Origin of the sequence: Mycobacterium asiaticum, assembly GCF_001668675.1 — a bacterium.
Classification (GTDB): Bacteria; Actinomycetota; Actinomycetes; order Mycobacteriales; family Mycobacteriaceae; genus Mycobacterium; species Mycobacterium asiaticum_D.
The window spans coordinates 1-15,237 of record NZ_LZKQ01000037.1; the positions used below are offsets into that span (position 1 = coordinate 1).

Here is a 15,237-nt window from a genome sequence, read left to right on the forward strand (position 1 = left end):
CCCGCCTACCACAGCGAGGTCCACCACGTCACCGGCTGGACCACCACCGGGCGCACCGACATCACCGACCTCACCCTCGCGTGTGGACCGGACAACCGACTGGCCGAAAAAGGCTGGACCACCCGCAAAACCGCCCGCGGCTACACCGAATGGCTCCCACCGGCCCACCTCGACCACGGCCAACCCCGCATCAACACCTTCCACCACCCGGAGAAACTGTTCGCCCCCGAGGACGACGACGACGGGGACGCAGCTTGATTTCGCCCGGCGCCGCAAATTAGCCATTCGGCGCCGGGGGGATAACGGCGCATGGCAGGATCGAGCGGTCCTGACGGGGGTGACGTGCGCCAAGGAGTTGTCCATTGAATTTTGCGGTCCTGCCGCCGGAGATCAACTCGCTGCGCATGTTTCTCGGCGCGGGCTCCGGCCCGATGCTGCAGGCCGCGACCGCATGGGCAGGCCTGTCCGACGAGCTTGCCGGGGCGGCGAACACGTTCGCGTCGGTGACCGCCGGGTTGACGGGCCAAGCGTGGCAGGGCCCAGCCGCGAAAGCGATGACAGCCGCGGCCGCGCCGTACGTGGGGTTCCTGAATGCCGCTGCCGCACGAGCAGCCGACGCCGCCGGCCAGGCCGAAATTGCAGCCGGCGCCTTCGAAGCCGCCAAGGCGGCGACCATCCATCCGCAAGCGGTCGCGCTCAACCGCACCGCATTCGCACGGCTCATAAGGTCTAACTGGTTGGGCCTCAACGCCCCTGCGATCGCGGCGGCCGAAAGCGTCTACGAACAAATGTGGGCCGCCGACGTCGCGGCAATGGCCGCCTATCACGCCGGCGCGTCCGCGGCCGCGGCGCAGCTACGACCCTGGGCGGCAGCCATCGAAGGCCTCCCGGTCAACCTTGGCCTGGGCAACCGAGGCAATCTCAACGTCGGCTTCGGCAACCGGGGCGACACCAACTTGGGCAGCGGAAATACCAGCAGTGCCAACCTCGGCAGCGGCAACAACGGAAATGGCAATGCCGGTAGCGGCAACACGGGCAATCAGAACTTCGGCTCAGGAAACACCGGCAGCGGCAACATCGGCTCGGGCAATCAAGGCAGCACCAACTTCGGCTTCGGCAACACCGGCCACTTCAACTTCGGTAGCGGCAACTCGGGTAGCGACAATTTCGGCAACGGCAACATCGGCAGCGGCAATATCGGCAGCGGCAACTCCGGTGCCGGTGGCGTGCCGGGCAACAACAACGTCGGCTTCGGCAACACCGGGAACGGCAACGTCGGCTTCGGTAACACCGGAAACAACAACTTCGGCATCGGACTTACCGGCGACAACCAAGTAGGCATCGGACCGCTGAACTCGGGCAGCGGCAATATCGGCCTGTTCAATTCGGGCAGCGGCAACATCGGGTTCTTCAACTCCGGCAGCGGCAATGTCGGCATCGCGAACTCCGGCGTCGGAAACTTCGGCTTCGCCAACTCCGGCGACATCAACACCGGCTTCGCCAACTCCAGCCCGCTGAACTTCGGCGCGTTCAACTCGGGCACCGGCAGCAACATGGGCACGTTCAATTCCGGTGGGGGACACAATTTCGGTGACTTCAACTCCGGTGCCGGCTTCAATTTCGGAAGCGGAAACACCGGCGCCGGAGCCAACTTCGGCAGCTTCAACTCCGGTGCTGGATTAGGCGGCAACACAGGGCTTTTCAACTCGGGCAACGTCAACACCGGCTTCGGCAACGCCGGCGACACGAACACCGGTGCCTTCAACGCGGGCAACGTCAACACCGGCATCGGGATCGGGACCGACAGCGGCCAGCCCAATTCCGGCTTCGGCAACACCGGCACCGGCAACTCCGGGTTCAACAACACCAGCGCGGGCGGAAACAACTCTGGCGCCAACAACTCCGGTCCGGGCGGCCGCAACGCGGGCCTCTTCAACTACACCGGCAAGATCGGCAATGTGGGACTGCTGAACACGGGCTTGCGTAGCGTGGGCATTCTCAACCAGGGCTTCGAGCTGACCGGTCTGCGCAACTACGGTGGCCCCTTGACCGGCGACGGCAGCACGGTGGGGATCCTCAACACCGGATTGTTCAGTTCCGGGATCGCGAATTCCGGTGACTTCGTCTCGGGCATCAATCTCGCGAATCTGTTTGCGAGCCTGCTCCCTTAGGCAACGACAGCGGCGGCAGGTAGCTGCCGATCAGGGTGCGGTGCCACCACGCGTGGTCACGCCGCAATTCGGCCGGAGTAGTGAAACGGTATTCGTACAGCTGCGCCCGCACCTGTTGCGGCGGAGCATCGGGAAAAGGATTGTGCCGCAACAGCCGTAGCGTCGGCGCGTCATTGCGCAGCAGCCGGTGCAGGAACGGTGTCATCCAGCCCAGCGCGTAGCCGGGCGAGATCGCGGCGAACCACATCAGCCAATCAAGCCGCAGATGGTAGGGCGCCCACTGCCGCGGCATGCGACGCAGGCCGGTGGGCTTGCCCTTGAATTCGTACTCCTTCCACTCCGCAGGCTCGACATCGGCGGTGCCCTCGATCACCACCTCCCAGCGGGTGCGCGAGATGCTGCCGAAGGCGCCGTAGGTGTTGCACAGATGGAATGAGTTGAACGACGCGTTCATTCGCTGGTGCGGCGACAACATGTTGCGTGCCGGCCAGAAACTCAACACCACCATAACGGCCGCAAACAGCAGCACGACACCGACAAACCACAGCGGCGGAGATCCCGGGTGGGGCGTATCGATGCCCAGCCACGACTGGTCGACGGCGCTGAACGCCAACAGAATTGTCACCCAGTTCAGCCAGGCGAAATTCCCTGACAACACCAGCCACAGTTGCGTGACGATGATGATGCCGGCGGCGATCCCGGCCACCGGTTGCGGCGCGAACAGTCCGAACGGCACCACCAATTGCGCGAAATGGTTGCCCGCCACTTCAACCCGGTGCAGCGGTGTGGGCAGATGATGGAAGAACCAGCTCAGCGGGCCCGGCATCGGCTGCGTCTCGTGGTGGTAGTTCAGACAAGTCAGGTCCCGCCAGCAGCGATCACCGCGCATCTTGATCAGCCCGGCACCGAACTCGACCCGGAAAAGCAGCCAGCGCACCAACCACAACGTCAACACTGGCGGTGCCACCCGCGCGTTGCCGAGAAACACCATCAGGAACCCCGTCTCCAAAAGCAGGGATTCCCAGCCGAACCCGTACCACGTCTGACCCACATTGACGATCGAGAGGTAAAGGACCCACAACGACAGCCATATCAGCATGGCAACCCACAGCGGCACCAGATCTGCCGCTCCCGCCACTAACGCGGCCGACAGCGCCGCGCCGAACCAGCTGACGGCAGCGAACATCCGGTCCGAATAGTGGAGGTGAAAGATGCTCGGCGACCGCCAGAATGATCGCTTCGCCAGAAAACCAGGCACCGGCAGCATGCCGCGTTCTCCGATCAGGGGCCGGAATTGGCGCGCGGCCGCGACGAACGCAATCAGATAGATGAGCGCCACGCCACGCTCGAGCACGATTCTGCCGAGCCAGTATTCGGGTGCCGAAAACCATGCCATGGCGGTCAACTCCTCAGTAGCCAGTCAACCAGCCTCGGGCAGAACAGCCAACTACCGTTCTCCGTCCGACCGGGCCACCGCCCCGAACGCGACCACCGAGGCGCTCACCGCGGCAACCGAAATCAGCGCGAACAGTTGCACGCTTGCCGAATGCCCGGCATAGCCGTCCACCGAACGCCACGGATGCCGCGACAGCAGGGCACCGGCCAGGATCAAGCCGCCGGCACCCAAACCGACTGTCATCCGGTCCAGCAAGCGCGCACGGTCCCGCAGCGCGTACCGCAACCCCAACGCGGCCCCGACCACCACCAAACCGGGTGCACCCGCGATCAGCGCTCCGGCGCCCAGCACCGGCATCGCCACCCACGGCCCGGCCGGCCAGGCGACGGCGGCCGGATCGTCGCCGGCCACCCGGCGACGCCGCCAGAACGCGAGGAACGCCAGCAGCGGCAGCAGACAGAGCCCCACGGCCAGACCGGCCCGGTACACCGAGTTGGACGCAAACGTGAGCGTGATGGTGCCGGGGTCCCCGGCCGGCACGACGAACCCCTGCTGCCAACCGTTGACTGCTACCGGCGTCAGCCGGGTGCCGTCGCGGGCGCGTGCCACCCAGCCGGGGTTGATGCTCTCCGGTATCACCAGCAGTCGCGGGGTCGGCGATGAGGACGCGCGGACCTCGCGCCGGTCCGGCCCCCACATCCCGATATCCGCGGAAGTCATTCCCGCACTTGGCAATTCAGGTGTCGCGGAGAGTTGGGCGCCGTCCACGACGAACGCGGCGCCGGGGCTGATCAGCAACTCCTGCTGTCCCGCGGGCAGCGCGATCGGCTCGGCCTCGCACGGCATCGCCGGAATCGGCAAGCCGTCCAGCAGCGCACCCGCCGTCGTCCGGATCGCGGTGTGTACGAACCGACCCGCCACCGCGATCACCGGACCGCGGTCGCAGTCGATGGTGACCTCCCGACTGCGATTACGCGCTGCGTCGGCCGCCGCGATCGGGTTGCCGTCGGCACCCAGCGCCACGATCTCCGCCAGCCCTGGCGGCTTGAGCTGGTCGAAGCCCAGCGCGTTGCGGTCGATGATGTCCTGCCAGTCGAGCAGGCTGACCGTGACGGTGTCGGTCACACGCGGATGCAGGGGCAGCGTCTGCGCCTCCGAATCCGGCCGCACCGCCTGCACCTGCGGGCCGTCGCCCAAGTCCACCGCCACCATGGTCGGATGCGCGGGCAGCGACGAACGGCTGGGTGACAGCCGCAACCCGGCCACCTCGGTGGCGCGCGGCAGGTTCAGCGTGATCGTCGGCGGATCCTTGTGCTGCACCACCCGCTGCGGCGCCGTCCACGCGGTGGCCGGGTCACCGTCGCTAACCGCGAACGCCGAGCCGAGCACCTCGACCAGGTCCGCATCGCCGCGTGCCCGGGTGGTGCCCGGCTCGGCGATCAAATCCGCCAGCTTGGGACCCTGCCGCGGGCGGACCCATACCGCGGGGGTGACCGAGACCGGCGTCGGCACGGTCAGGGTGCGGCTGAGATTGACCGGCTCCTCCGGCGTGAGCGCCATCGAAGCCGCGCAGCGCACGTTGTTCGGCCCCTGCGCGCAGCCCGGCCGGCCCAGCAGTTCGGCCCCCAAGTCCCAGCGCGCGATCGCGGTGCCCGGCGGCGGACCCGGCACCGACACGGTGTGCCGCAGCTGCACGGGATGGGCGAACCCGGACGCGTCGTACTGGGTGACCGAGAGGTCGGTGATGCCGAATTGCACACCGGCCGAACCGTCGTCCGTGCCGGCCGCGGTGATCCGAACCCACGGCGATTCGCCGTACGGCAGGGCGGCGCTGAGGGGTTTGCCGTCCTCGTCGAACCGCAGCGTGGTGCTGCCGTTGACGGTTTCGATCAGGATGCGCCTGATCTGGGCGCCGACCGCGGTGGCACTGGGAGTCAGGGTCAGCACGGCGTTGGTGACCGGATGGTCGAAGTCCACTTGGAGCCACTGCCCGACGGCGGCCTGCAGCGCGTTGGACACCCACGCGGTGGCCGGGTCACCGTCGATCGCGGCAGCGGGCGACGTGGCCGGGGCGACGTCGGGCAGCGCGGTCGAGTCCGACGACGAACTCGAGACCGTGACCCGGCCGCCGGTCCAGCCGCCGTACACCAGGTCGGCGCCGGGCACGGGGTAATCGGCCACCCGGTTGTAGGTGTGCCGGGCGTCGCCGGGCGCGCGGATCGCCGACGAATGGTTGTCGACGCGCCCGTAGTCCGTTTCCCGCGCCAGCGGGGTGTCGGTGACGGTCACCAGCGGGGCCGGCAGTCCGGCGGCCAACGCGTCCTGGGTCATCAGCGCCGGCCCCAGCGCCGGTTGGTTCAGCAAACGTCGGCGTTCGTCGAGGCGCAGCAGCACCTCGGGTCCGCCGTCGACCCGCGTCATGCGGTCGGCGTCGACGAAGTACGGCGTTCCCGGGTCGGCGGCCTGGCCGACGTGATAGATCTCCACCGCCGGATACCGCGGCCGCAGGCCGCTGTCGTTGACGAAGCCCTCCAGTGAACCCGGGCCCACCGGCTCGCCGAACTCGGCGACCTTGGCCAGCCCGGGTGAGCCGGCGACGGTTCGGTGCACCAGGATCGGCCGCGCCGAACGCGACGTCTCGGGGTCCAGGTCATTGCGCACCACCAGATACGAAATGCCTTGTCGAGCAAGGGTATCGGCGAGGCCGGCGGACGGGCGGCCGGCCGCGAACAGCCGTTGGACCGAGTCCAGCGCACGGATGGTCTGGGGCGGCGTCAGCGGGATGGAGTCGCGCACACCCCACGGGCTGCTGCCCAGCACCTGTAGCGGTTCGTCGTGGCTGGTGCCCCACACCTGGGTCGCGAACGGCGCGCCCGGCACCACCAGCACCCGCCCATGCTGGTGCGCGCTCAGCCAGTCGGCCGCCTCGTGCCAGTAATCCGGAATCGCGCGGAACGTGCCGGGTGGGGTCAGCCGCGCGGTCCACGCCAACGACGTGCTCACCAGCAGCGCGGTGAGCGCGACGATCCCCACCGCGATCCGCCGGTCCCGCTCGGGATGGGTAAAGGCCTTCAGCCACAACGTCTTCGGCGCACTTCCCGGTAGCGGGATCCGGCCCAGCACATGTGCGAAGCCGAGCACCAGCGGAATCCGGATGACCGGTCCCAGCTTGTGCACGTTGCGCAGCGGGGTGCCGCCCGCGTCCAGGAACGCCTGCACCTGGTGGGCCACCGGTGAGCCCAGCCCGCCGCTATAGCCCACGGCCAGCAGCGTCACCCCGACCAGCAGCATGGTTGTCAACCGGCCCCGCGCCGGCATCGCGGCACTGGCCAGCCCGGCCAGACCCGTCGCGGCCACCAGGCAGGTGCCCAGGATTGCGACCGTCCCGGTGACCAGCGGCGCACCCGCGGTCGCGTTGGGCGCGACGAATGGCGTCCAACTATCGGTGCCGCGCAGCATCTCCACCAGCGACGACCATTGCGTTGTCACCCCGGAGGATTCGATGAAGTCCAGGAACGGCGGACTGACGTCGCGTAACTGGGCCAGCGCCACCACCCACCACAGCACCGCCACCACCGCGGCCACCAGCAGCCAGCCGGCGTATCGCAGCCACCGTCGATTGGGCCGGTGACAGGCCAGCCAGATGGCGGCGGGAAGGCAACCGGCGAGCGTCGCGATGGCGTTGACCGCGCCCATCAGCGCCGCCGCCAGCCCGGCCTGGCCGGCCAGCACCCGCACCGACCGGTCCGATGTGCCGCGCAACGCAAGGATCGTCGGCAGCAGCACCCACGGCGCCAGCATCATCGGCAGGGTTTCCGACGAGATCGACCCGAGCGTCGTCAGCACCCGCGGCGACAACGCGAATGCCACGGCCCCGAGCACCCGGGAGGTTGGGGTGCCGATACCCAATGCCTCGGCGACCCGCAGCAACCCCCAGAAACCGACCGTGAGCAGCACCGCCCACCACAGCCGTTGGGTGATCCAGCCGGGCACCCCGAGCAGGTGGCCGGCCAGGAAGAACGTGCCGTGCGGGAACAGGTAGCCGTAAGCCTGATTCTGCGACTGGCCGAACGGCAGCTCGCTGTTCCACAGGTTGGTGGCCCGGGCCAGGAAACGCAGCGGGTTCGCGGTCAGGTCGAGCTTGGTGTCCGGCGAGACCTGCCCGGGTGCCTGGACGAACGCCAGGACCAGCGAGACCGCGCCGACCAGCATCAACCAGCGGCGCGAGAGCGGTGTCACCAACGAATGCACGGCGGGTCTTGCGGGTCCGGCGGTCCGGACCGGCGTCTGGCTAGCTACGGTTGCCGTACTCGACCCGGTTGAGCACCGACGATCCCGGATCGCCCCCGGGCAGCGCCGGCTTGGTGTCCTGTTGAACCATCAGGGTGATCCCGAAGATCGCGGCCGCACCAAGCAACAGGCCGACGACGACACTCGCGGCGGCGGGCGCGACGATCCGGTTCATAGTCGCCCAACCTAGCAGAACGACGGCACCCGGCTTGAGTAGGTGTTTGGTCGGGCGAGGGTGAGCCAACCTAGCAGAACGAGCGTTAGGGCTTCAGGGAGTGCGGCTCGGGACCGAGCCGGTCGCCGTACTGCACCACGGTGGAGACCACCACCGGCGCCGGAGCTTTCCGCATCGCCGGCGGGGCACCCTGCGCCAGCAGCGTTGCCCCTACGGTCGCCACGGCGCCCAGCGATAGGCCGGCAACAATGCTGGCCGCGACGGCCGTCAGCGTAAACCCGGGCATGGAATGGGACATGGCAAGGGATTTGCCCCCCGAACCCAGGGCTGAAACGCCCCGTGACAGCATGTCCGGATGGCTTTAGCGCGCACACTGGCCGTCCTTGCCGCTGCATCGGCGCTGGTGGCGGGCTGTCACGGCGGCACCAAACCGGGCCCGTCGACGACCACGACCCCCAGCTCGTCGGCACCCACCTCCGCCCCCGCCGCGGCGACCGGCCCCCGTGTGTGCGCCGATCCGCCCGCGGTCCCGGCGGCCATCCCGAACCTGCGCGACAAGCTGGCCCAGCTGTTGATGGTCGGGGTGAAGAACGCTGACGACGCCCGAGCCGTCGTCACCGACTTTCACGTCGGCGGCATCATCATCGACAGCGACACCGACCTCACCATGCTGCCCGGTCCGCTGAGCGACATCGCGCACGCGGCCACGCCGCTGCCGCTCGCGGTGGGCGTCGACGAGGAGGGCGGCCGGGTGTCCCGCCTGCGCACCCTGCTGGGCGGTCGGGGACCCACCGCCAAGGAGATGGGTCAGACGATGACACCGACCCAGGTCCACGACCTGGTGGCCGAGCGCGGTCGCAAGATGAAGGACCTGGGCATCACCGTCGATTTCGCGCCCGTCGTCGATGTCACCGACGCGCCCGACGACACGGTGATCGGTGACCGTTCGTTCGGCCCCGATCCCGTCAAGGTGACGGCGTGGGCCGGCGCCTATGCGCAAGGCCTGCGCGATGCCGGCGTGTTGCCGGTGCTCAAGCACTTCCCCGGCCACGGCCACGGATCGGGCGACTCCCACACCGGTGGCGTCACCACGCCGCCGCTGTCCGAGCTTGTCGGCAACGACCTGGTGCCCTACCGCACCCTGCTGCAGACGGCACCGGTGGCGGTGATGATCGGCCACATGCAGGTGCCCGGGTTGACCGGCACCGATCCCGCCAGCCTGAGTCCCCAAGCAGTCGAGCTCCTGCGAACCGGAACCGGTTACGGCGGGCCGGCGTTCGACGGCGCGGTATTCAGCGACGACCTGTCCAGCATGGCCGCGATCTCCGACCGGTTCGGCGTGCCCGAGGCCGTGCTGAAAACCCTGCAGGCAGGCACCGATATCGCCTTATGGATCACCACCAAGGAAGTGCCGGCCGTCCTGGACCGGCTCGAGCAGGCGGTGAACGCCGGCGAGTTGCCGGTGCAGCGGGTCGACGAGTCGCTGGTGCGGGTCGCGGCGATGAAGCGGGTCAACGCGACTTGTGGCCGCTAGCCCCTTCCTTACCTTAGAGTCAGATAGACAGGCTAAGGGAGGCACACGATGGCTGGTGGTACCAAGCGGCTGCCGCGTGCTGTCCGGGAACAGCAGATGCTCGACGCCGCCGTACAGATGTTCTCGGTCAACGGTTATCACGAGACCTCGATGGACGCTATTGCCGCCGAGGCGCAGATTTCGAAGCCGATGCTGTACCTCTATTACGGCTCGAAGGAGGATCTGTTCGGTGCGTGCCTGAACCGGGAGATGAACCGGTTCATCGATGGGGTGCGCGCCGAGATCGACTTCACCCAGAGTCCGAAAGACATGCTGCGCAACACCATTGGTGGGTTCCTGCGGTACATCGACGAGAACCGGGCATCGTGGATCGTGATGTACACCCAGGCCACCAGTTCGCAGGCCTTCGCCCACACGGTTCGTGAAGGCCGCGAACAGATCATCGACCTGGTGGCCGGTCTGGTGCGGGCCGGCACCCGCAGCCCCCGGTCGGACGCCGAAATCGAAATCATGGCAGTGGCTTTGGTGGGCGCGGGCGAGGCGGTGGCCACCCGGCTGTCCGCCGGTGACATCGGGGTCGACGCGGCGGCCGAGATGATGATCGACCTGTTCTGGGTGGGTTTGCGGGGAGTGCCCGGAAGATAGCGGTGGGCCGCCCCGACGCCGTAAGGTCGGCAGGTGCGGCGCAACCCCAACCTCGACTTCTTTTGCGCCGTCGTCATCGTCGGTCTGCTGGCCGGTCTGGCCGGGTTGTGCACCACACTGGTGCTGCGGTCGGTCGAACACCTCACGTACCACTACAGTTTCGGCTCGCTGCTGGCCGGTGTGACCGGCGCCAGCCCGCTGCGGCGCGCGTTGGCGCCGGCCGTGGGTGCCGCGCTGGCCGGCGTGGGCTGGTGGCTGCTGCGACGCCGGACCGAGGTGCCGCCGTTGGCCGGGACCATCGCCCGACACGAACGCATACCGCGACTGGCGTGGAGCATCGACGCCCTGCTGCAGATCGTGCTGGTCGGCTCGGGCGCATCACTGGGACGAGAAGGCGCGCCTCGCCAATTCGCTGCTGTGCTAGGCGATTTCAGCACTGGATGGCTCCGGCGGCTCTCCCCGGCCGAACGGGAGATCCTGCTCGCCAGCGCGGCCGGCGCCGGGCTGGGTGCCGTCTACGCGGTCCCGCTGGCCGGTGCCATGTTCACGCTGCGGATTCTGCTGAACACCTGGCAGCCGCGCGCGGTGGGGGCGGCGTTGATCACCTCGAGTCTGGCGGTTGCCGTCGGTTCGGCGGTCACCCATGACCGGCCCGAACTGGCCTGGCCCAGCCTGGAATCGACGTACCTGCTGACCGCGCACGGGTTGATCCTGGCGCCGGTCGCCTGCGCGGTGGGCATGGCGTTCAACCGCATCATCAGCGCGGCGCAGCCCCGACACCAAATCCGTAGCTGGCTGCTGATCCCAGCGCTGGCGGCCGCGGCGCTGACCACCGGGGTCTGTGCGCACTGGTGGCCCGAACTGCCCGGCAACGGCAAGAGCATTCTGACCGTCAGCCTCGCCAGCGGTATGACGCTGACGGCCGCGGCGGCCATCCTGCTGCTGAAACCGCTTCTGACCGCGCTGTTTCTGCGCGCGGGCGGCGCCGGCGGGCTACTCACCCCGTCACTGGCCACCGGCGCGGCGGCCGGCTCGCTACTGGTGCTGGCGATCAACGCGGCCACCGGCACGCACCTGCATGTGCCGACGGTCTCGCTGGCCGGTGCCGCCGGGGTGCTGGCCGTCACGCAGGGTTCGCCGATCTGGGCCGCCCTGTTCGTGTGGGAGCTGGCCCGCCCGCCGATCTGGTTACTGCTGCTCTTCCTGCTCACCGCCACCGCGGCACACGCGGTGAACCGCTGGGTGCAGCGCCGGGCGAACTCATAGCGCCCGTAGCGTCCCGGTCAGGTGCGGATACCCCTTGGCGATGTGGCGCAGCGCGATATCGAAGCCGTCGCCGACCTCGTCGACGTACAAACCAGCGCTGGCCGGCAGCACCAGCGGCTTGCCGAACCGCACCGAGTACCGCACGGCATCGGGCAATCGACCCTCGATGTTCGCCAATACCGCTGCCGCACTGAACATTCCGTGTGCGATCACGGTCGGGAAGCCGAACAGCCTGGCGGCGATCGGGTTGGTGTGAATCGGGTTGTGGTCACCGCTGACGCCGGCGTAGCGGCGGATCCGGCTCGGACTGACGCGCAGGATCGTGCTGGGCGGCGGCAGCTTGGGCTGCTTCTGTGGCGGCGGTTTGGGTTCGTCGGACAGGCTGGTGCGCTGCTGGTGCAGGAAGGTGGTCACCTGGTGCCAGGCGAGATCGTTGCCGACGTTGACGTCGGTGACGATGTCGGCCAGCAGTCCCTTGCGGTGCTCACGCAGGTTCTCCGCATGCACCTGAACGCTCACCGTGTCGGTGACGCCGATCGGCCGGTGCTGGGTGATGTGGTTCTCCATATGGATGGAACCCATTGCGGCGAAGGGGAAATCGAAGGACGTGACCAAGGACATCACCGACGGGAAGGTCAGCGCGAACGGGTAGGTCAGCGGCACCTGGTTGCCGAAGCGCATCCCGGTGACCGCCGCGTAGGCGGCCACGTTGGACTGGTCGATGGTCAGTTCGTCGACTGTCACCGTGCGCTTGGGCAGCTGGTCGCCGCGCGGTACCACGGGCAGCGCGCCGGCAGCCGCCCGCAGCAGATTTTTCAGGCCGCTTGGTTGGTTCACTGCTTCCCTCTCACTCGATGACTAGGCGCCCAGCATGGCCTGGCCGCAGACCCGCACCGTATTGCCGGTCACGGCGTTCGACGCCGGATTGGCGAAATAGGCAATGGTTTCGGCGACATCGACGGGCTGGCCGCCTTGGTACAACGAGTTGAGCCGCCGCGCCACCTCACGAGTGGCCAGCGGGATCGCGGCGGTCATCTCCGTCTCGATGAACCCGGGGGCGACCGCGTTGATCGTGATGCCCTTCTCGGCCAGCTCCGGCGCCAGAGCCTGGGTGAGCCCGATCATGCCGGCCTTCGTGGTGGCGTAATTCGTCTGACCGCGGTTACCCGCAATGCCGGCCATCGAGGACAGCCCGACCACCCGGCCGCCTTCGCCAATGGTCCCGTTGCTCACCAAGCCCTCGGTAAGGCGTTGCGGGGCAAGCAAGTTCACGGCCTGAACGGCGTTCCACCGATCGTCGTCCATGTTGGCCAACAACTTGTCGCGGGTGATGCCGGCGTTGTTCACCAGGACGTCGGCCCGGCCGTCGTGGTGGTCGCGCAGGTGCGCGGTGATCTTGTCCACGGCGTCCTCGGCGGTGACGTCCAGCCACAGCGGGGTGCCGCCGACGCTGCTGGCGGTCTCGGCCAGGGTGTCCCCGGCGGACTCCACGTCGATCGCCACCACGCGTGCGCCGTCGCGGGCGAACACCTCGGCGATGGTCCGGCCGATACCCCGCGCGGCGCCGGTGACGATCGCGACCTTCCCCTCCAGCGGGCGGTCCCAGTCGGCCGGCGGCGCCGCGTCCTCGGCCCCTACGTACAAGACCTGACCGTCGACGTAAGCCGACTTACCCGACAGGATGAACCGCGCGGTCGATTCCAGGCCCGTCGCGGCCGGCTTGGCGTCCGGCGCCAGGTACACCAGGTTCACCGTGGTCCCATTGCGCACTTCCTTGGCCAGGGAGCGGGTGAAACCCTCCAGCGCGCGCTGGGCAATCCGTTCGTCGGTGCTGCCGGCGGCCTCCGGGGTGGTTCCGATCACCAGCACGCGAGCGTTGTGCTTGAGGTTGCGCAGCAGCGGGTTGAAGAAGTCGTGCAACGCCTTCAGGCCGTCCGGAGCCGTGATCCCGGTGGCGTCGAAGACCAGGCCGCCGAACGAGTCGGCCCAGCGGCCACCCAGGTTGTTGCCGACCAGGTCGTAGTCGGCGTCCAGGGCGGCCCGCAGCGGCTCGACGACCCGGCCTTCGCCGCCGATCAGCAGCGATCCGGGCAGCGGCGGCTCATCGGGGCTGTAACGGCGCAGCGGCTCGGGCTGGGGGATGCCGAGTTGCTTCGCCAGGAACGAGCCGGGAGCAGAGTTGACAACCTGCGTGAACAGATCGGACGAGCGCTTGGGGGCCACTGATCCTGCCTTCCATGTCGAGCGGGCCGGGTATAGGCACCGTATCCGGGGACGAACTTACTTCAGAGTAAGAACAGTGGGTAGTATTGCCGTCATCGCGGGTACCCCAAAATGACCCTCACAACTGACTAGCGGAGACAAAAACGTGGCCCCTGCAAGCTCTGAGCCGAAGACCAAAGCTTCTCAGAAGAGTTCCCCGGGCCGGCGGCGGGTCGCCGTGCTTGGCGGCAACCGGATCCCGTTCGGCCGGTCCGACCGAGCCTATGCCGACGCGTCCAACCAGGACATGTTCACCGCCGCGCTGAAAGGCCTGGTTGACAGGTTCGGGCTGGCCGGGGAACGGCTGGACGCAGTGGTCGGCGGTGCCGTGCTCAAACACAGCCGCGACTTCAACCTGATCCGGGAATGCGTCCTGGGCTCCGAACTCTCGTCCTACACGCCGGCATTCGACCTGCAGCAGGCTTGTGGCACCGGGCTGCAGGCGGCCATCTCGGCGGCCGACGGCATCGCCGCGGGACGCTACGAGGTGGCCGCCGCCGGTGGCGTGGACACCACGTCGGATGCGCCGATCGGGCTCGGCGAAGACTTGCGCCGCACCCTGCTGAAGGTGCGCCGGTCCAAGTCGAACCTGGAGCGGGCGAAGCTGCTGGGCGCCCTCCCCGCCAACCTCGGGCTCGACCTGCCCGCCAATTCCGAGCCCCGCACCGGCCTGTCGATGGGCGAGCACGCCGCGATCACCGCCAAGGAACTCGGGATCAAGCGCGTCGATCAGGACGAGCTGGCCGTGGCGAGCCACCGCAACATGGCCGCCGCCTACGACCGAGGCTTCTTCGACGACCTCGTCACCCCGTTCCTCGGCCTCTACCGCGACGACAACCTGCGTCCCGACGCCACGGTGGAGAAGCTGGCCAAGCTGAAGCCGGTCTTCGGCGTCAAGAACGGCGACGCGACCATGACGGCGGGCAATTCGACGCCGCTGACCGACGGCGCCTCAGTGGCGCTGCTTTCCACCGAAGAGTGGGCGTCGGCGCACTCGCTGTCACCGTTGGCCTACTTCGTCGACGCCGAGACCGCCGCGGTGGACTACGTGAACGGCAGCGACGGGCTGTTGATGGCGCCGACGTACGCCGTTCCGCGGCTTTTGGCCCGCAACGGCTTGACGCTGCAGGATTTCGACTTCTACGAGATCCACGAGGCGTTCGCCTCGGTGGTCCTGGCCCACCTGCAGGCTTGGGAATCCGAGGAGTACTGCAAGGAGCGGCTGGGCTTGGACGCCGCTCTGGGTGCCATCGACCGGTCCAAGCTCAATGTCAACGGATCGTCGCTGGCAGCGGGGCATCCGTTCGCTGCCACCGGCGGACGTATCCTCGCCCAGGCTGCCAAACAGCTTGCCGAAAAGAAGCGCGAGGCCAAGGGTTCGGGCACGGTGCGGGCGCTGATCTCGATCTGCGCCGCCGGCGGCCAAGGCGTGGCGGCGATCCTCGAGGCCTGACCGGCCGGATCAAATCAGTCGAGAGAATTTTCAATCGGGTGGTTA

Annotated in this window: 12 protein-coding genes; 6 read left to right on the top strand and 6 right to left on the bottom strand. The window is 68.2% G+C overall.

What is annotated here, in order from left to right; all coding sequences use genetic code 11:
- Both A9X01_RS03155 and A9X01_RS03160 read left to right on the top strand, forming a co-directional pair.
- Positions 1–258: HNH endonuclease signature motif containing protein (locus tag A9X01_RS03155; protein ID WP_172832435.1), on the top strand; the 258-nt coding region annotated here is incomplete at its 5' end.
- A gap of 104 nt (positions 259–362) precedes the next feature.
- On the top strand, positions 363–2,171 hold the full coding sequence (locus A9X01_RS03160) for a PPE family protein (protein WP_065119251.1): 1,809 nt from the start codon (positions 363–365) through the stop codon (positions 2,169–2,171).
- Here A9X01_RS03160 and A9X01_RS03165 read toward each other — a convergent pair.
- The 4 genes from A9X01_RS03165 to A9X01_RS29645 all read right to left on the bottom strand — a co-directional run bounded on the left by A9X01_RS03165 (position 2,134) and on the right by A9X01_RS29645 (position 8,318).
- Positions 2,134–3,567: a lipase maturation factor family protein gene (locus A9X01_RS03165; protein ID WP_065119252.1), complete on the bottom strand. Its 1,434-nt coding sequence runs from the start codon at positions 3,565–3,567 to the stop codon at positions 2,134–2,136. The two genes, A9X01_RS03160 and A9X01_RS03165, sit on opposite strands and share 38 nt — an antisense overlap.
- Before the next feature lie 51 nt (positions 3,568–3,618).
- Entirely contained in the window at positions 3,619–7,806 is a 4,188-nt protein-coding gene (locus A9X01_RS03170; protein ID WP_155771900.1) for an alpha-(1->3)-arabinofuranosyltransferase, read from the bottom strand.
- A 52-nt stretch (positions 7,807–7,858) separates the two neighbouring features.
- Complete coding sequence (locus tag A9X01_RS03175) at positions 7,859–8,032, bottom strand: DUF2613 domain-containing protein (protein ID WP_065036638.1); 174 nt, start codon at positions 8,030–8,032, stop codon at positions 7,859–7,861.
- An 85-nt stretch (positions 8,033–8,117) separates the two neighbouring features.
- Positions 8,118–8,318 carry a DUF2613 domain-containing protein gene (locus tag A9X01_RS29645; RefSeq protein ID WP_155771901.1) on the bottom strand — a complete coding sequence of 67 codons (201 nt, stop codon included), beginning with the start codon at positions 8,316–8,318 and terminating at the stop codon, positions 8,118–8,120.
- A gap of 69 nt (positions 8,319–8,387) precedes the next feature.
- On the opposite strand from A9X01_RS29645, the gene A9X01_RS03185 reads away from it, so the two are divergent.
- The 3 genes from A9X01_RS03185 to A9X01_RS03195 are packed head-to-tail and all read left to right on the top strand — an operon-like array spanning position 8,388 to position 11,477.
- Complete coding sequence (locus A9X01_RS03185; RefSeq protein WP_065119254.1) at positions 8,388–9,566, top strand: glycoside hydrolase family 3 N-terminal domain-containing protein; 1,179 nt, start codon at positions 8,388–8,390, stop codon at positions 9,564–9,566.
- Between the two features lie 48 nt (positions 9,567–9,614).
- Entirely contained in the window at positions 9,615–10,211 is a 597-nt protein-coding gene (locus A9X01_RS03190; RefSeq protein ID WP_065033864.1) for a TetR/AcrR family transcriptional regulator, read from the top strand.
- Positions 10,212–10,244: 33 nt separating this feature from the next.
- Positions 10,245–11,477: a chloride channel protein gene (locus A9X01_RS03195; RefSeq protein WP_065119255.1), complete on the top strand. Its 1,233-nt coding sequence runs from the start codon at positions 10,245–10,247 to the stop codon at positions 11,475–11,477.
- Here A9X01_RS03195 and A9X01_RS03200 read toward each other — a convergent pair.
- Positions 11,472–12,314, bottom strand: coding sequence for a MaoC/PaaZ C-terminal domain-containing protein (locus A9X01_RS03200; RefSeq protein WP_065119256.1), 843 nt, complete (start codon positions 12,312–12,314; stop codon positions 11,472–11,474). The genes A9X01_RS03195 and A9X01_RS03200 overlap by 6 nt on opposite strands.
- A 21-nt stretch (positions 12,315–12,335) precedes the next feature.
- Positions 12,336–13,700, bottom strand: coding sequence for a 3-oxoacyl-ACP reductase (locus A9X01_RS03205; protein WP_065119257.1), 1,365 nt, complete (start codon positions 13,698–13,700; stop codon positions 12,336–12,338).
- A gap of 145 nt (positions 13,701–13,845) precedes the next feature.
- Here A9X01_RS03205 and A9X01_RS03210 point away from each other — a divergent pair, with 145 nt between their 5' ends.
- Positions 13,846–15,192 (top strand): acetyl-CoA C-acetyltransferase, encoded by a 1,347-nt coding sequence (locus tag A9X01_RS03210; protein WP_065119258.1) that lies wholly within the window; start codon positions 13,846–13,848, stop codon positions 15,190–15,192.
- Positions 15,193–15,237 lie beyond the last annotated feature (45 nt).

Coding starts and splice junctions, on each gene's coding strand:
- A9X01_RS03165 (WP_065119252.1), bottom strand. CDS start 3,567: ATGGCATGGTTTTCGGCACCCGAATACTGGCTCGGCAGAATCGTGCTC.
- A9X01_RS03175 (WP_065036638.1), bottom strand. CDS start 8,032: ATGAACCGGATCGTCGCGCCCGCCGCCGCGAGTGTCGTCGTCGGCCTG.
- A9X01_RS29645 (WP_155771901.1), bottom strand. CDS start 8,318: ATGCCCGGGTTTACGCTGACGGCCGTCGCGGCCAGCATTGTTGCCGGC.
- A9X01_RS03185 (WP_065119254.1), top strand. CDS start 8,388: ATGGCTTTAGCGCGCACACTGGCCGTCCTTGCCGCTGCATCGGCGCTG.
- A9X01_RS03190 (WP_065033864.1), top strand. CDS start 9,615: ATGGCTGGTGGTACCAAGCGGCTGCCGCGTGCTGTCCGGGAACAGCAG.